The organism is Methanobrevibacter sp. UBA412 (genome assembly GCA_002495685.1).
Classification (GTDB): domain Archaea; phylum Methanobacteriota; class Methanobacteria; order Methanobacteriales; family Methanobacteriaceae; genus Methanobrevibacter_A; species Methanobrevibacter_A acididurans.
On the sequence record DAGJ01000012.1, the window covers coordinates 23,106 to 39,355 of the forward strand.

19 protein-coding genes are annotated in these 16,250 nt (G+C 25.7%); 9 read left to right on the top strand and 10 right to left on the bottom strand.

What is annotated here, in order from left to right:
* Positions 1-126: 126 nt before the first annotated feature.
* The 7 genes from BP997_RS03555 to hpt form a co-directional block, all read right to left on the bottom strand.
* On the bottom strand, positions 127-735 hold the full coding sequence (locus tag BP997_RS03555) for a hypothetical protein (RefSeq protein ID WP_413825019.1): 609 nt from the start codon (positions 733-735) through the stop codon (positions 127-129).
* A gap of 126 nt (positions 736-861) precedes the next feature.
* Positions 862-1,176, bottom strand: coding sequence for a transcription factor S (locus BP997_RS03560; protein WP_409198193.1), 315 nt, complete (start codon positions 1,174-1,176; stop codon positions 862-864).
* Between the two features lie 166 nt (positions 1,177-1,342).
* A complete protein-coding gene (locus BP997_RS03565) occupies positions 1,343-1,756 on the bottom strand; it encodes an NUDIX domain-containing protein (RefSeq protein ID WP_409198194.1) in 414 nt (137 codons plus the stop codon).
* Between the two features lie 16 nt (positions 1,757-1,772).
* Positions 1,773-2,045, bottom strand: a complete 273-nt coding sequence (locus BP997_RS03570; RefSeq protein WP_409198195.1) for a DNA-directed RNA polymerase subunit L — start codon at positions 2,043-2,045, stop codon at positions 1,773-1,775.
* 28 nt (positions 2,046-2,073) lie between these two features.
* A complete protein-coding gene (locus BP997_RS03575; RefSeq protein WP_413825016.1) occupies positions 2,074-2,640 on the bottom strand; it encodes an exosome complex RNA-binding protein Csl4 in 567 nt (188 codons plus the stop codon).
* 134 nt (positions 2,641-2,774) lie between these two features.
* Positions 2,775-3,782 carry a diphthamide biosynthesis enzyme Dph2 gene (gene dph2 / locus BP997_RS03580; RefSeq protein ID WP_409198199.1) on the bottom strand — a complete coding sequence of 336 codons (1,008 nt, stop codon included), beginning with the start codon at positions 3,780-3,782 and terminating at the stop codon, positions 2,775-2,777.
* Positions 3,783-3,805: 23 nt separating this feature from the next.
* Entirely contained in the window at positions 3,806-4,375 is a 570-nt protein-coding gene (hpt, locus tag BP997_RS03585; RefSeq protein WP_413825014.1) for a hypoxanthine/guanine phosphoribosyltransferase, read from the bottom strand.
* Between the two features lie 262 nt (positions 4,376-4,637).
* Between hpt and BP997_RS03590 the strand changes: the two genes are divergently transcribed.
* From BP997_RS03590 to BP997_RS03620, 7 genes are all read left to right on the top strand, one after another.
* Positions 4,638-5,978 (top strand): signal recognition particle protein Srp54, encoded by a 1,341-nt coding sequence (locus BP997_RS03590; protein ID WP_409199109.1) that lies wholly within the window; start codon positions 4,638-4,640, stop codon positions 5,976-5,978.
* 35 nt (positions 5,979-6,013) lie between these two features.
* Positions 6,014-7,285, top strand: coding sequence for a tRNA pseudouridine(54/55) synthase Pus10 (locus BP997_RS03595; RefSeq protein WP_413825011.1), 1,272 nt, complete (start codon positions 6,014-6,016; stop codon positions 7,283-7,285).
* Between the two features lie 353 nt (positions 7,286-7,638).
* A complete protein-coding gene (locus BP997_RS03600; protein ID WP_409198202.1) occupies positions 7,639-7,929 on the top strand; it encodes a 50S ribosomal protein L21e in 291 nt (96 codons plus the stop codon).
* A gap of 5 nt (positions 7,930-7,934) precedes the next feature.
* The gene (locus BP997_RS03605) at positions 7,935-8,273 is read left to right on the top strand and encodes an RNA polymerase Rpb4 family protein (protein WP_409198203.1); all 339 of its coding nucleotides are present in this window, start codon (positions 7,935-7,937) and stop codon (positions 8,271-8,273) included.
* A gap of 293 nt (positions 8,274-8,566) precedes the next feature.
* On the top strand, positions 8,567-9,214 hold the full coding sequence (locus BP997_RS03610; protein ID WP_413825009.1) for a DUF655 domain-containing protein: 648 nt from the start codon (positions 8,567-8,569) through the stop codon (positions 9,212-9,214).
* A gap of 91 nt (positions 9,215-9,305) precedes the next feature.
* Positions 9,306-10,181, top strand: a complete 876-nt coding sequence (gene rsmA / locus BP997_RS03615) for a 16S rRNA (adenine(1518)-N(6)/adenine(1519)-N(6))-dimethyltransferase RsmA (protein ID WP_413825007.1) — start codon at positions 9,306-9,308, stop codon at positions 10,179-10,181.
* A 21-nt stretch (positions 10,182-10,202) separates the two neighbouring features.
* Positions 10,203-10,793, top strand: a complete 591-nt coding sequence (locus BP997_RS03620) for a HemK2/MTQ2 family protein methyltransferase (RefSeq protein ID WP_413825005.1) — start codon at positions 10,203-10,205, stop codon at positions 10,791-10,793.
* A gap of 22 nt (positions 10,794-10,815) precedes the next feature.
* Here the strand turns inward: BP997_RS03620 and dapF are convergent, their stop codons facing one another.
* On the bottom strand, positions 10,816-11,676 hold the full coding sequence (dapF, locus tag BP997_RS03625) for a diaminopimelate epimerase (protein WP_413825003.1): 861 nt from the start codon (positions 11,674-11,676) through the stop codon (positions 10,816-10,818).
* A gap of 15 nt (positions 11,677-11,691) precedes the next feature.
* Positions 11,692-12,978 carry a diaminopimelate decarboxylase gene (gene lysA, locus BP997_RS03630; RefSeq protein WP_413825001.1) on the bottom strand — a complete coding sequence of 429 codons (1,287 nt, stop codon included), beginning with the start codon at positions 12,976-12,978 and terminating at the stop codon, positions 11,692-11,694.
* Positions 12,979-13,415: 437 nt separating this feature from the next.
* Here lysA and BP997_RS03635 point away from each other — a divergent pair, with 437 nt between their 5' ends.
* On the top strand, positions 13,416-13,817 hold the full coding sequence (locus tag BP997_RS03635) for an NUDIX hydrolase (RefSeq protein ID WP_413824999.1): 402 nt from the start codon (positions 13,416-13,418) through the stop codon (positions 13,815-13,817).
* Between the two features lie 22 nt (positions 13,818-13,839).
* Here BP997_RS03635 and BP997_RS03640 read toward each other — a convergent pair whose 3' ends face one another.
* Positions 13,840-15,015 (bottom strand): aspartate aminotransferase family protein, encoded by a 1,176-nt coding sequence (locus BP997_RS03640; RefSeq protein ID WP_413824997.1) that lies wholly within the window; start codon positions 15,013-15,015, stop codon positions 13,840-13,842.
* A 142-nt stretch (positions 15,016-15,157) separates the two neighbouring features.
* Here BP997_RS03640 and BP997_RS03645 point away from each other — a divergent pair, with 142 nt between their 5' ends.
* The gene (locus tag BP997_RS03645) at positions 15,158-16,198 is read left to right on the top strand and encodes an aldo/keto reductase (protein ID WP_413824995.1); all 1,041 of its coding nucleotides are present in this window, start codon (positions 15,158-15,160) and stop codon (positions 16,196-16,198) included.
* Positions 16,199-16,250: the final 52 nt, after the last annotated feature.

Below are 16,250 nucleotides of genomic sequence, written 5' to 3' on the forward strand. Positions count from 1 at the left end.
AACAAAAGACCAATTAACTAATTAATTAGTCAACAAATAAGTTAATATTAAAATATAATATTATGATACTATAATTTAGTTTTTCATCTTATATAAATTTTTAAAAAAATAAAAATATAAAATTTATTATTTTTCATCATCAAAAGATTCAGATTTCTTAACTAAATTATCCACAGAATCTAAAGCTTCCTCAAATGAAACTGAATTATTATTAACACTTGAATCTTTTTTATCAACACGTTTTTCAGTAAAAGAAACCTTATTTTCTTTTTTAGAAGAATTTGAGTTAAAATCTATATTTTTATTTATTTTTTCGAAATTAAAAATTGATTTAATATCATTTTTAATTTTTCCATTTTTAGAATTTATAGTATCGTTAGAATCAGAAGAATTAATATTAGATTTTGGATTAGTAGAAATATCAGATTTTTTAGAATCAGAAAAATCATCTGTCTCCTCAATATTTTTTATATTATCAAAAGTTTTGCCTAAAGAATTTTTAGACGAAAAATTTATAAAAAATGATATAGCTAAAATGATAAAACCTAAAATAATCAAAAATACAGAAGATGTAGCTGTTTCACCAGATAAAACATTATCCACTACTTTATCTGAACTAGTTCCAAAAAGGTAAACACCTAATACAACAAATAGAATACCAATTACTATTGTAATAAATGTTATTAAAAAAGATTTATTAATATATTTATTAAAAAATTTATTAGAACTTTTCAAGATAGGTATTTCTGTATCTGAATCTTTAAAATTTTCTTCAGATTTAGGATTCTCTCCTTCATTTAAGTTATTATTGGATTTTTCCTTAATAATATCCCAAGATTATAAATTTAATTAATAAAAATTTTAGTCGTATTCTCTCCAAGTATGCTTACACTTTAAACATTTGAAAAATCTTGTAGGAGCTTCATCAGCACTACGAGTTTGTTGTAACCACCATTCTGCTTTACCATGTCCACATTCAGGGCATATAACATTGGTGGTTGGACGAGTAGTGACATTTCCATCAGTCATGACAACAGTATCTTTAGTATTAATTTCTTCAGACACTTTTTCATATTCATTGCCTTTTTTTAAAGTTTTTGTTTCGCCACAAGTTTTACATTCAAGTTTATCGCCATTTGGAAGCATCATTCCTCCACATTTCGGACAAAAATCCATAATTTACCTCCAATATAATGATATTAATTAAAAATTTTTGATTTTTATTAAACCTTTAAAGTAAGATTTAATTATATTACTTATTTGTTATAATTACTAATATTTAAAGTTAATTTTATTTCATTTTAAAAAAATTAAGAAAAATAAAAAAATTAGTATGAAAAAATTAATTCAAATAATCAAATATATCATGTAAAATTTGTTTATGATCAAAAGCTAAGTCAATATTACGTAAATCTTCAAATGAAAATATTTTAATTTCCTTAGCATCATCATCTGCACATCGCATATTCATGTCCCCTTCAGCCAAATACACAACCGTGATTGTATGGCCCCTAGGATCTCTTAAAGGATCTGAATAAACTTTAAATTGTTTTTTCAAATTGACATCAATACTAGTTTCTTCTTTAGCTTCACGAATTGCAGCATTTTCAGTAGTTTCACCATAATCAACAAAACCACCTGGAAATGCCCAACAATCTTTAAAAGGATTATTTTTACGTTTAATAAGAATAAAATCTTTATTTTCATTATAAATAAAAATATCAACAGTTATTGATGGTTTTTTATGATAGGACATTAAACCATGCCTCAGATTAAATAGATTCTACTAATGCTTTAAAATCATTAGATTCATCTTTTAAATGATTAGCTGCTTTAACAAGAGAATTTCTAGGTCTTTTAGTTCTTTTAGTTTTAATAGTCATATGTGGTTCGCCTATTATTGGGTGATCTATTCCATAAACAGCATATTCCACATCATCATCTTCCATTAAATATTTTCTTAGTACATTACAAATAGTATGGTCTTCACCATGTATTATAATTTCAAGTTCTAGTGTTTTATCAGTTACAATTTCAATTTCCATATTATCATTCCATAAATAAAAATAATTATTATTCAACATAATTTGAAGATATTTTTCTTTTTTCTTTGTGATTACATCTTTCACAATAAAGTTCATTTCTTTTGGAAGGTTTCATATAATTTCTACAACGTGTACACATTGCTTTAATTACTCCACAATTATCTTCAATTGTGGTTAAATCCACATTATCTCCCATGACTTTAATTATTTCTGCTTCTATAATATCTCCTATTCTAAATGCTTCATTTAATCTATCTAAATAACCTTTGGTGACTTGAGATATATGAATAGCAGCTTTATAAGGTAAAGCAAATTCACGAGAACAGCCCTTTTTAGTTTGAATATCAACTAAAGCCCGTTGTCCTCGAAGATCTTTAATCTGTCCAAAAATAATATCTCCTTTTTTTAGTAAAACTGGACCTCCAGATTTAGAAATAACCTCAATTTCTTTAGATTTAATATTTATATATACATTTCCTGATGTAGTTGATTTTATAAATCCCTCATCATCATATGCTCCTTGACCAGGCAAAAATTGTTCACTAACAGCTAAAAAATCACCAGGCATAACTAAATCTCCAGATTCTATTTTCATAATACACCTCTAAAAAAGTAAGGATTAAATAATTTTTATATACAAAAATATATTTTTATAAATTATTTCGACAATTTTATCTTAATAAATATATTTATTAATTTAATCTTATATATTAATTTGTTTATTAAAATTTAATATTTATATTTTTCATGAAACAATATTTCATCTAACTGATAATTCTCCCAAGTTCTTTTATTTAAAACTATTTCTAGTTCTTTAGGAGTAATTAATGGTTTTTTATACATTTGAGAATCATCAATTGCAATTCTAGGACAAGCAGTTACAACAAAACCTTTCAAATCAGTATAAGGCAATAAAACATCAGGATTAATATTATCTAGAACAATAATATAACTTTCCATGCCTTCATCTTTTAACATCCCTTTAATTTTTTTAGCTAATTGCATTCGATATTGTCCTTCTTTAGAAGATACTAATATTCCCCATTTTTTTACTGATTGTGATTTAATAATTCTAGCAAACCTAATTCTAAGGATTTTATCTGCATATTCAGCCATGTTTCTAATAGTTCCACCATACGGATCAATAGCCAATACTGGTGATTTAGTAAACAAATAAATCCCTAATGGATGAAAATTTCCACTACCCACAAATAAATATACTTCAGCATCTAAATTTTTAATTGAAGAAAAATTACAACCTAAAACTTGTCCTTTTCTAGTGCTTTTAGATGATCCAATAACAACTTCTTTTCCATGATCTTCTAAATAATCTTTCATCTCATTAAGAACATTCAATTGCTGTGTTGTAGTTGCTAAAGCGATTTTAGAATAATTTTCTAATTGTGGAAGTGCTTCTTCTAAATATTTTTTAACATCCACATCTGCATACGCTTCAATAAACATAGTGGGAATTTTATAATTAATAGGTAAAGGAGTATGCCCATAATGAATAATTAAATCAACTATTCCAATCATTTTTTTATCAGAAACATCACATGCCCCAAAACAGGGATCTCCAGAAATTAAAACTGTAGCATCAGTTAAATCTTCGATTTGTTTAGCAATAGAGACAGCTTGTGTTTTTAATCCCTCAGGAAATTGAAGACCCACAGTTTTAGCATTAAAAGATTCAATTTTTTTAATTACTTTTTCCAAATCCATATTATAAATAGACATTTTTATCAAACAAACTTAATTTTTTAATCATTCACAGATTCTATTACAACGTGACCATTAACAACATCTAATTTAATTAAAGTGAGAATAGACATCCCAATTTCATCTTCAACTATTTTTTTCCCTTTGCCTTTTTCAATTACAGCCACAGCAGTATCAACTGTAACTCCCATATCAGTTAAAGCATTAATAACTGCAATTAAAGTTCCTCCAGTACTTACAACATCATCAATTAATAAAATATTATCGTTTTTATTTAAATCATTGATATAAAGAATTGACTCACCATAACCTGTTTTTTTATGTACTTGATGTTCATTTGGTAAACCATAATGTCTTTTCCTTATAACCACAAAGGGAATATTAGTTTTAAGGGATAAAGCTGTAGCTAAATGAATACCCATTGCTTCAATAGCAACTATCTTATCAATATTCTCAAAATTAATTTTTTGGGTTAATGTATCCGCAATTTCTCTTAATAATTCTGGTTTTACAGCAGGTATACCATCAGTAACGGGATGGATAAAATAATTATAATTCCCTTTTTTAACAATCGGAGCTTCTTCTAATGTTTTTTTTAATTCTTCTAGCATCTTTAACACACACATTAAAACTATAAAAATAAACTTTAATATAAATTATTTTTAGCAATTTTTTTTTAACAAAATTTTATTAATAATTAAAAAATCAGTTTTTTAACATATTCTAATTATATAATATTATTTATAATAAATATGATTGTTAAATATAATTATATAATAAAAGATATCTTAATAGTTATATAATATATTAAAAAATTTAACATTAAATTATTATTTCATTTATTAAAATTTTATCAAAAAAAATAACACAGTGATAAAAATGTTAGGAAATTTAGGAGAAAATCTAACAAATACTATGAAAAAATTAGCAGGAATGACTGTTATTGATAAGAAAACTATCAAAGAAGTAGTTAGAGAAATACAAAGAGCATTAATACAGTCCGATGTTAATATAAAATTAGTTCAATCATTATCAAAAAAAATTGAAGAAAGAGCAATTGAAGAAAAACCTCCAAAAGGAATAACCCCTAGAGAACATGTTATAACAATTATTTACGAAGAAATGGTACAATTACTTGGTTCTGAGGCTGTAGATTTAAATATTGACCAAAAACCATTTAAAATATTGTTTTTAGGTTTGCAAGGAAGTGGTAAAACAACCACCATAGGTAAATTATGTAAATATTTACAAAAAAAAGGATTTTCACCAGCTATTGTATGTACTGATACATGGAGACCTGCAGCATACGAACAATTAAAACAATTAACAGAAGAAATGCAAATCTCATTATATGGAGATCCCAACAATAAAGATGCATTAGATTTAGCTAAAAAAGGACTTAAAGAATTTAAAAATCAAAAGGTAATAATTTTTGATACAGCTGGAAGACATAAAGAGGAATCTGATTTATTAAAAGAAATGAAAGAATTAGATGAAGTTATAAATCCAACTGAATCCATATTAGTTATTGATGGAACAATAGGCCAACAGGCAGGAGCTCAAGCAAAAGCATTCTCAGAAGCAACAGAAATTGGATCTATAATCATTTCAAAATTAGATGGTACTGCTAAAGGTGGAGGTGCTTTATCTGCAGTTGCAGAAACTGGAGCTCCTATTAAATTTATTGGTACCGGTGAAAGAATTGATGACTTTGAAGCTTTTAACCCTGAAAGATTTATTTCCAGATTATTAGGTATGGGGGATATAAAAAGTTTAGTTGAAAAAGCTGAAGAAGTTGTAGATGAAGATGTTGCAACAGAAACTATGAATGCAATGTTAAGTGGAAAATTCACCTTGAAAGATATGAAAAATCAATTTGATATGATGAATAAAATGGGACCAATGCAACAAATAATGAACATGATCCCCGGAATGGGTGCTAAAATACCTAAAGAAGCTTCAAAAATGACTGAAGACAAAATTGTAATCTATAAAATAATGATGTCTTCCATGACAAATAAAGAAATGGAAAATCCTAAAATAATTAAACATTCTAGAATAGCTAGAATAGCAAGAGGTGCAGGAGTAGAAGAATCAGAAGTTAAAGATCTTCTAAAATATTACAATAACACTAAAAAAGCTATGAAAGGAATTGGAAGAAGAGGAATGGGTGGAGGAGCTATGAATCGTTTAATGGGACAATTCATGAAATAAATATAAGATTTTTAAATTAAAAAAAAGAAGATACAATGGATGAAGAAACTAAAACAAAAATATTAGAACTTATGGAACTTACTGAGGGTAAAATCTGTAATCATTGCTTAGGTCGTAAATTTTCAGATGTGATTGAGGGTGATGGAAATTTTGAGCGCGGTAAAAAAATCCGTGAAGAATTAAAATTAAACGACTTAGAAGAAAATGATGAATGTGATATATGTAAAAATTTATTTAAATACTTAGATGAAACAATACTTAAAAAAGTTGAAGCTAAAGTAAAATATTTAAATTTAGAATATGAAACTTTTGTAGTTGGTTCAAAATTAGAACCTGCGATTACAGAGAAGGATGAATATTTAAATAAAAGATTAGATCTTGATGTAGAACCTATAAAAAAGGAAGTTAATAGAACTATTGGGAAACTTTTAGAAAAAAATTTAAATAAAGAAGTCGATTTTATTACTCAAGATATAGTAATTATGGTTGATTTAAAAAATGTATTCAATAAAGAACCTAAAGTATTAAAAGATGGTACTTTAGATAATATTAAAGTTAGAATACAAATAAATCCAATATTTATTGAAGGCAGATATAATAAATACATTCGAGGTATTCCACAAACTAAATGGCCATGCCGAAATTGTAAAGGTAAAGGCTGCGAAAAGTGTAATGGAACAGGTAAACAATACCCAGAATCTGTAGAAGAATTATTGTCTGAAACTGTATTAAAAGAAAGTAAAGGATATGAAGCTAAATTTCACGGTGCTGGAAGAGAAGACATTGATGTTAGAATGTTAGGAACTGGAAGACCATTTGTACTAGAAATTAAAGAACCAAAAATAAGAAATTTAGATTTAAAAAAAATAGAAAAAGAAGTAAATATTCTTAATACTAATAAAACTAAATACAATGATTTAAAATTTGTTAAACGAAATAGAAAAGCTGAGATAAAAGTTTCATCCTCTGATAATTACAAAGTTTATAGGGCTTTAGTAAAATGTGATGAAGAAATTAATAAAAATGATTTAGAAAAATTAAATAAATTACATATAATTGAACAAAGAACTCCTATTAGAGTAGCTCATAGAAGAGCAGACAAAATTAGAATCAAGGAAGTTAAAAATATTAAAACTAATTACATTGATTTTCATAGCTTTGAAATTATAATAAAAACTCAAGGTGGACTTTATATCAAAGAACTCATTTCAGGAGATGAAGGTAGAAGCCAACCCAATATAAGTGAATTATTAAATAATAAATCTATTTGCGAAGAATTAGATGTAATTGAAGTAGGAATGGAATGAAATAATTTTAAATATTTTCTTAAAAATGAAAAAGTTTTTATATAATTTGAACTAAATAAGAAATTGTTAAAATAGTAAACTATATTAACATGTTAATAACAATAATTTATTATTATCAATTTACTAAAATTTCATTTATTTTAATAATTTTTTTATTCTGAAATATTTTTGAAATTTATCTATTTACTTTATAATTTTAGAACTAAATTAATTAACTAAATATATTAGTCTTTTTAATATAAATTAAAATCTGCTGATAATTAATTAAATACTGAAATTATTTAAATTTATAAAAAAGTGATAATTTAGCTATAAACCCAATAAAGGGAATTAATATTATCGAGGTATGAAAAATGAAAAGATCAAGAGGATTTAAAAGTAGAAGTAGAAATAAATTAACAAAAACTGCTAGACCAGGACGTTCTAATCCTATTACAAAAAAAATTCAACAATTTGAAGAAGGAGAAATAGTTCATATTATTATTGATCCAAGTATACAAAAAGGACAACCACATTCCAGATTTCACGGGAAAACTGCTAAAGTAGTTGGACAAAAAGGTGAAGCTTATATACTTTCTTTAAATGATGGAAATAAAGCTAAAGAATTAATAGTTAGACCAGACCACTTAAAAGCTCAAGAGTGATCTCAATGATTGGGAAAAAAACTTTGGATGTGAATCCAATTCCTGCTGCTGAAGTGAAAGAAATTTTAGAAGAGTTTAGTGAAAAAAATGAACTTAGCTATGAACAAAATTTAACTTTAGCACATGTAACAAACTTCCAAAAACTTCCTTTAGAAGATACAGAAAAATTAATCAAAGAATTAGAATCTATTGTAAAAACAAAATATGCAATACGAATAGCTGATTTAATGCCAAAAGACCTAGCTGATTTAAGATTAATATTTGCTAAAGAAAAATTTCCAATGAAAAAAGATGAAATGGAAGATGTTCTCAAAATTTTAAATAAATATCAAGTAGAAGAGTAAAATCTCTACTTAATATTACTATTTTTAAATTTTTTTAAAAAAATATTACTATTTTTAAAAATCCAAATTTTTAATAATTTGGTAGTTTTAACCTGCTTTAATAAAAGGACTATTTTTAAAAGTTTTAGAATTAAATCTTAATCTTCAAGTTTTAAGATTATAATTTAATAAAAAAATCTTAATATAAACAAAAAATAATAAAAGTAAATACAAAAATTATTATATTAGGTTAAATAAAAAGTAAATTAATTAAGATTAAAAATAAAGATAAAATATTACACGATGGTGATTAAATGGATATTAATAACCCTAAAAAAGAAGATGAGGCAATAATACTGGATTATTTGAGTTTAGGTTATGTTAAACCAGATATGACATCTTTCAGAGGAAATGCAGTTGCTCAAGCCATTGGTACACAAAGATTCAATTTATTAGAGTTAAGTCCTAAAAAAGGTGAAGACTTAGAAATTTTAGAAAAAGTTTACATTGGAGCAGGCAAAAGAGAAAAAATTAGCACAGTGAAAAGAAAATTAAACTTAGATGACTTAACCGCAACAAGTAGAATTGAAATAGATTTTGCAATTAAAGAAATAATAGAATCACAAGAAGAGAAATATGTAAAATTTTTCAATGAAGCAGGACCAATAAGCACAAGATTGCATAAATTAGAATTAATACCAGGAATTGGAAAAAAACATAGAGAGGAATTATTAAAAGCAAGAAATGATAGACCATTTGAAAGTTTTGAAGATATAAAAACTAGAGTTCCATTACTAACTGATCCAGTTGGAATGTTAGTAAATAGGGTGAAATTGGAATTAGATAATACTAAAGTTAAAAGAGGTAAAAATAAGTATTATTTATTCACTCAAATTCCGTCTAAAAATCATGGAAAAAAAAGACACCCAAACAATAGAAACAGAAAATATAAACAAAGATAAACTTTAATGAAAAAAGAGTACAACCTTTTTTCAACCCCTTTTTCTAATTTTAAATAAAATTTTTCCTTAAAAATAAAAATGATGTGATTAATTGAAAATTGAAGAAAACAAATCATCATTAGCTAAAGAAACTAAAAAAATTCTTCAAAAAAATAAAATTCACTTAAATAATAATTTAGGACAGAATTATTTAATAGATGAATTCAAAAGAAATCAAATTATATCATTTGCAAACCTAAAAAATGATGACAATATCCTAGAAATCGGTCCGGGTATTGGAACTTTAACTATTGAACTAGCTAAAAAAGTTAATAAAGTAACAGCTATTGAACAAGATACTAATATTTTTAAGATTTTAAAAAAAAGATTAAAAAATGAGAATATTAATAATGTTGAATTAATTAACGAGGATGCATTAAAAGTCAAATTTCCAGATTTTAATAAAATTGTTTCAAACTTACCTTACCAAATTTCATCTCCAATAACATTTAAACTTTTAGATTATTCATTTGACTTAGGTATTTTAATGTACCAAAAAGAATTTGGAGAACGCATGGTTGCTAAATCTGGAAACAGAAATTATTCTCGACTTTCAGCAATGTTATATTTTAAAAGTTTGATTGAAATCTTAGATAATGTATCTCCAGAATCATTTATTCCAAAACCAAAAGTTGAATCAGTTATATTAAAATTAACTCCTAAAAAAAATATAAATTTAAAAATTAGTGATGAAGAATTTAAAAATTATGAAATTGTTTGTAAAACTTTATTTCAACACAAAAATAAAAAATGTAAGAATGCTTTAATCGATTCTCGTCAAATATTAGGATATAAAGACAAAAAATTATTGAAATCTAAACTAAATGAAATTGATGTTAATGAATTATTTCTAAAACGTGCCGTAAATATGAGTCCGGAAGAAATATTATTATTATCTAAAAAATTAGAAACTGTAATCAAAAAATAATTATTTTTTAGAGGAATAAACATGAAAATTGGAGAATTTGAATTGGAAACAGAAGATTTAGTATATATACCGTCAGATGATACTTTTCTTTTAGCTGAAAATCTTGATATAAATTATGGTGATACTGTACTCGAAATTGGAACGGGAACAGGATTAGTAGCTATGTATGCGTCCCAATTAACAAATAAAATAACTGTTACGGATATTAATTTTAATGCATTGCAATTAGCTGAAAAAAATTTTAAAAAAAATAATATTGATAATATTGAAATAATTTTTGGAAATCTATTTGAACCATTGAAAAATAGAAAGTTTGATGTAATTTTATTCAACACTCCATATTTACCTACTTCTAATGATGAAATTTTAGACAATGATTTAAATTATGCTTTTGATGGTGGACCAGATGGAAGAAAAGTCATAGACATATTCTTAAATCAGGTCAAAAATTATTTAAATGAAAATGGAAAATTACAGATGATTCAGTCATCTTTATCTGATATTGATAAAACATTGCAAAAATTAGACCATAAAGGATTTATATCTGAAGTAGGTGCTAGTGAAAAATTCTTTTTTGAAGAAATAGTTTTAATAAATGGATACTTAATTTAAAAAAAAAATAAAAAAATAATATTTATTGAATTTCACCATTAAATACTAATTTTGCTGGACCTTCCATGAAAACACCAATTTCATTATCTTCTTCATAAATCTTAAATTTAAGATCCCCTCCAGGCAAATGAAGGAGAATATTCTCATTAAAAAAGCCTAATTTATAACCTGCAATAGCTGTAGAAGTTGCACCAGTACCACAAGCTAAAGTTACTCCTGCTCCTCTTTCCCAAGTTTTCATTTCTCCTTCATTAGGAGAAAAAACTTTAACAAAGTGAACATTTATTTTTTCAGGAAATACTTTATGACATTCTATAGCTGGACCGAACCTATTGATATCAACATTATTTAAGTCATCAACAAAGATGATTGCATGAGGATTTCCAACATTAATTGCAGTAACATTAAAATGTTCCCCATCAACAAGCAAATCTTGATTTAAAAATTCTTCCTGATTTGAAATCATTGGAATTTCATTTGTTTTAAATGTTGATAAGCCCATATTAACTTTAAATGATACAGGCTCATTATTTTCAACTTGAACCTCTAAAGTTAATATATTACACATAGTTTCTATTGTCATGGATTTTTTGTTGATTATATTATTTCGGTATACATAATCTCCGAAACAACGAATTCCATTTCCACACATTTCTGCCTCAGAACCATCGGGATTAAACATCCGATATCTTAAATCTGCCTTTTCAGAGTTTGAAATAAATAGTAACCCATCAGATCCTACACCAAAATGTCTATCACAAAGAAATTTACATGCTTCGGGTTTATTTTGTTCTGAAATAATTTCTTCTTTTGTTTCATCAATGATTATAAAATCATTACCAATACCATGCATCTTTGAAAATTTTAATCCTTTTAAATCCATTGTTAACCTCAAATTTTAATTTTTTAAATGATCTGGAATAATCTGTTTATTAAATAAATCATCAAATTTTTCTTCTTCACGAACTAAGATAGGTTTTCCGTTACTTATAAGAACTTCTGCAGGTAAAGGTCTAGAATTATAGTTAGATGCCATTGTAAAACCGTAAGCTCCTGCATTTAATATTCCTAATATATCTCCTTCTTGAATTTTTGGTAAAAATCTATCTCTTGCAAATAAATCTCCAGATTCACATACATTTCCAGCAACATCTACTTTTTCAACTGGGTCTTCATTCATTTTATTAGCTAAAACTATATGGTGGTATGAACCGTACATAGTAGGTCTTAATAATGTGTTAAATCCTGCATCAGTTCCAATAAATTTCCTATAACTTTGTTTAACACTGTTAACAGATACTAATAAAACAGAAGCGTCTCCTACAATATATCTTCCAGGCTCTAAATATAATGTTGGTTCTTTCATATCATATTCTTGGAGTTTTTGTTTAAATAACTCTACATTTTCTTTTGCAAAATTATCAATATCTAATAATTTTTCATCAGGTGTATATGGTATTCCTATGCCTCCACCAAAATCTATGAATTCGAAATCAATATCTGCTTCTTTATGTACTTTACCTGCAATATCCATTGTAGATTTAATTGCTAGTTTAAATGGTTCTGGATCTAAAATTCCAGACCCTATATGAGAATGCATACCTACAGGATTAAATCCTAATTTTTTAGCTAATTTATATGCTTCAACTGCTTCAGTTTCCATTATACCAAATTTAGCCATTACTCCACCAGTAATACAATGTTTATGATGTCCTGCTTCAACCATTGGATTAACTCTAAAAGATATTTTAGTACCATTAGGATTTATAACTTCAGCTAATCTTTTAAGAGCAGACATAGAATCTATATTTAACACAACATCTTCATCTGCAACAAATTTCATTTCTTCATTTTTGATATTGTTTCCAGTGAAAAGAATTTTATCAGAAGAAAATCCTAATTTTTTACATGTATAAACTTCACCTGGAGATACAGTATCTATGCAGCAACCTTCATCTTTTAAAATAGACATTACCGCGAGGTTAGTATTCGCTTTACATGCATAAAATACCTTGAAATCTTTATAATATTTTGAAAATGCATTATAAAATCTTTGATAATTTTCTCTTATTCTGTTTTCATCAATAACATATAAAGGAGTGCCAAATTCTTTTACTATATCGCAAACATCTGCACCACCAATAGTTAAATGGTTTTTTTCATTAGTTTTAATATTTAAATCCATGATTTAACTCCAAAGTGTATTTAAATTAATTATTATTTTTTGAATATTTAACTAGATTCAATATAATATTCATTATTAAAAAAATTTATTGTTATTATTATATATAATTAATCTCGGAATAAATTAATAAAATTTATAAAAATTCAATTAACTTTTTCAATACGGTATGTTCTTAAATTTAATTTAAGTCATATTAAATTTCATATTAGAAATTTATTTCTTTATAATGGTTTAAATATAAATTTAACAAAAAAATATATTTTAGAACATCACGTATAAACTAAATTTTTAATTAATAATAAGTAAAAATAAAATATTCTAAAAATTAAAGATAATTTATCTATTTAACGAACAATAAATAAATCAATGAAGAGAATTTTAAAAATAAAATATGTGAATTTTTTTGAAAAAAAATGAATTATATAGTGTGATAAATTATGGTAAAACCTTACGGATTAACAATGAGAGGAATTGTAAAAAAAGACGATGAAATTTTACTCATAAAAAGACATTCTAAATCTAAAACTGGAGCATGTCAATGGGAACTTCCTGGAGGAAAAGTTGAAAAATGTGAATTCTTTGATGAAGCACTAATTAGAGAATTTAAAGAAGAAACAAATTTAAATGTAAGATTAGGAGATTTTTATGAGGCTATACAACAAGATTTTATCAATAGACGAACTGTACAAATAATTATTTATGTAATTCCTGAAAATTGGGAAGTTAAAATAAGTAATGAACATGAAGATTATACTTGGGCAGATATAAAAAAAATAAAAACATTAAATATTACAGAAGGATTAAAAAAGTTATTAGAAAAAAAGAATTGGGTAATTTAAAACATTTATATTTTTTTAATGTTTAATTAATATTTGAAAATACCTCATCTAATAATGGAATCATTTTATCAACATCAGATTTAGAAATTAAAAGTGGTGGAGCAAATCTTAAAACATTACCGGCAGTACAATTAATTAATACTCTTCTTTTTCTCATTTCATCAACAATTTCTCCACCAGGCATATTTAATTCAATACCTATTAATAATCCTAATCCTCGTACTTCAGTTATAAAATCATATTTAGATTTTAATTCTAAAAATTTATTTTTTAAGTATTTTCCAACTTCCTCTGCATTTTCAGATAATTTTTTTTCAATAATTTCATCAACTGCAGCATTAGCTGCAGCACAAGATAATGGATTTCCTCCAAAGGTAGATCCATGATCCCCTGGAACAAAACCTTCAGACACTTTATTTGAGGTTAAAGTTGCACCTATAGGAACTCCTCCACCTAAACCCTTAGCAAGAGAAATTATATCTGGTTTAATATCAAAGTATTGTGAAGCTAATATTTTTCCAGTTCTTCCTAAACCAGTTTGAACCTCATCAATAATTAATAAAACATCTTTTTCTTTACAATAAGCATCCAATTCTTCAAAATATCCTTCAGGAGCCATGTTTAACCCGCCTTCACCTTGAATTATTTCAATCAATACAGCTGCAGTATTATCATCTATAGCTCCTTTCATCGCATTCATATCACCAAAATTTACATGTTTAAAACCAGGAGGTAATGGTTTAAATGGTAATTTATATTGATCTTGACCAGTCGCAGTAACTGTTAACATTGTTCTTCCATGAAAAGAATTATAAGTTGCAACAATATCCCCTTTTCCGGTGTATTTTCTTGCTAATTTAATAGCAGCCTCATTTGCTTCAGCACCACTATTTGAAAAGAATACTTTATCTAATCCTGAAAATTCTGCAATTTTTTTAGATAAAATAGCTGCAGGTTCATTATAGTATATATTAGAACAATGAATCATTTTTTCAGCTTGAGTTTTAATAGCATTTACCACTTTATCATCAGTTTGTCCAACATTATTAACTGCTATACCTGCAAAAAAATCTAAATATTCATTCCCGTCTATATCATAAACAAATTGTCCATGACCATGATCTAAGGCTATAGGTTGTCTCCCATAAGTATGCATTATATGTTTATCATATGTATCAATAATTTCATCAGTATTCATATTATTCCTCTTAAAATATTTTTTTTAATATTATTAGTAAATCATAAAATTAGTTTATTATAATAAAATGTGATTATAAATTATGTTTTTTAAAGTATAAATAAGTACAATTATAAATTTAAATTATGTATGAGTTGATTTTATGGTGAATGTAAGATTAGGTAAATCTGAAATAGTAGTAAATAAAAATGGGTTTGGAGCATTACCAATTCAAAGAGTTCCAATGAAAGAAAGTATTAAAATAATTCAAAAAGCTTACGAAGGAGGTATAAATTATTATGATACTGCCCGTGCTTATACTGACAGTGAAAAAAAGTTAGGTATAGCTCTTAATAATGTCAGAGATAAAGTTGTAATTGCTTCTAAAACAAGGGCTTTAAATGTCGAAGATTTTTGGAAAGATTTAAATCAAAGCCTTAAAGAATTACAAACTGATTATATAGATTTATATCAGTTCCATAATCCCCCATTTGTCCCAAAACTTAATGATAATACTGGTCTTTATGAAGCAATGATTGAAGCTAAAGAAAAAGGATTCATAAAACATATAGGAATTACATTTCATAAGTTGAATTTGGCAGATGAAGCTATAAATAGTGGTTTATATGAAACATTACAATTCCCTTTTTCTTATTTAAGTGGAAAAGAAGATTTAAATATAATTAAATCATGCAAAAAAGAAGATGTAGGATTCATTGCAATGAAAGCTTTTTCAGGTGGATTAATTACCAATGGATATGCTAGTTTTGGATTTATGGAAAAATATGATAATGTTTTACCAATTTGGGGAATACAAAAGGAAAAAGAATTAGATGAAGCCCTTAATAATTTAAAATCTCCTGTTAAATTAAATAAAAAATTAATCGAAGATATAAATAATGATAAAAAAGATTTAATTGGGGAATTTTGTAGAGGATGTGGATATTGTTCTCCTTGTTCTGTTGATATCAAAATATTTATGTGTGCAAGAATGTCATTATTTTTAAGACGTTTCCCCCCGGAGTTATATTTAACTGAAGATAATCAGAAGATGATGAAACAAATCGAGGAATGTACACATTGTAATAAATGTAAAGAAAGATGTCCATATGAATTGGATATCCCTACTCTCCTAAAAGAAAATTATGAAGATTACAAAAACATAATAGATGGAAAAACAAAAGTTAGTTATGTAAAAGAATAAAATTAGATTAATTTATATAGATTAATTTAATATATAAAAAATATAATTAAAA

What these genes read in the sequence shown, in the direction of transcription:
- hpt (WP_413825014.1), bottom strand. Translation starts at nt 4,375, where the DNA reads ATGCTAGAAGAATTAAAAAAAACATTAGAAGAAGCTCCGATTGTTAAA.
- BP997_RS03640 (WP_413824997.1), bottom strand. Translation starts at nt 15,015, where the DNA reads ATGAATACTGATGAAATTATTGATACATATGATAAACATATAATGCAT.
- BP997_RS03570 (WP_409198195.1), bottom strand. Translation starts at nt 2,045, where the DNA reads ATGGAAATTGAAATTGTAACTGATAAAACACTAGAACTTGAAATTATA.
- BP997_RS03575 (WP_413825016.1), bottom strand. Translation starts at nt 2,640, where the DNA reads ATGAAAATAGAATCTGGAGATTTAGTTATGCCTGGTGATTTTTTAGCT.
- BP997_RS03565 (WP_409198194.1), bottom strand. Translation starts at nt 1,756, where the DNA reads ATGTCCTATCATAAAAAACCATCAATAACTGTTGATATTTTTATTTAT.
- BP997_RS03605 (WP_409198203.1), top strand. Translation starts at nt 7,935, where the DNA reads ATGATTGGGAAAAAAACTTTGGATGTGAATCCAATTCCTGCTGCTGAA.
- BP997_RS03560 (WP_409198193.1), bottom strand. Translation starts at nt 1,176, where the DNA reads ATGGATTTTTGTCCGAAATGTGGAGGAATGATGCTTCCAAATGGCGAT.
- lysA (WP_413825001.1), bottom strand. Translation starts at nt 12,978, where the DNA reads ATGGATTTAAATATTAAAACTAATGAAAAAAACCATTTAACTATTGGT.
- BP997_RS03645 (WP_413824995.1), top strand. Translation starts at nt 15,158, where the DNA reads ATGGTGAATGTAAGATTAGGTAAATCTGAAATAGTAGTAAATAAAAAT.
- BP997_RS03600 (WP_409198202.1), top strand. Translation starts at nt 7,639, where the DNA reads ATGAAAAGATCAAGAGGATTTAAAAGTAGAAGTAGAAATAAATTAACA.
- dph2 (WP_409198199.1), bottom strand. Translation starts at nt 3,782, where the DNA reads ATGTCTATTTATAATATGGATTTGGAAAAAGTAATTAAAAAAATTGAA.
- dapF (WP_413825003.1), bottom strand. Translation starts at nt 11,676, where the DNA reads ATGGATTTAAAAGGATTAAAATTTTCAAAGATGCATGGTATTGGTAAT.
- BP997_RS03610 (WP_413825009.1), top strand. Translation starts at nt 8,567, where the DNA reads ATGGATATTAATAACCCTAAAAAAGAAGATGAGGCAATAATACTGGAT.
- BP997_RS03635 (WP_413824999.1), top strand. Translation starts at nt 13,416, where the DNA reads ATGGTAAAACCTTACGGATTAACAATGAGAGGAATTGTAAAAAAAGAC.
- BP997_RS03595 (WP_413825011.1), top strand. Translation starts at nt 6,014, where the DNA reads ATGGATGAAGAAACTAAAACAAAAATATTAGAACTTATGGAACTTACT.
- BP997_RS03620 (WP_413825005.1), top strand. Translation starts at nt 10,203, where the DNA reads ATGAAAATTGGAGAATTTGAATTGGAAACAGAAGATTTAGTATATATA.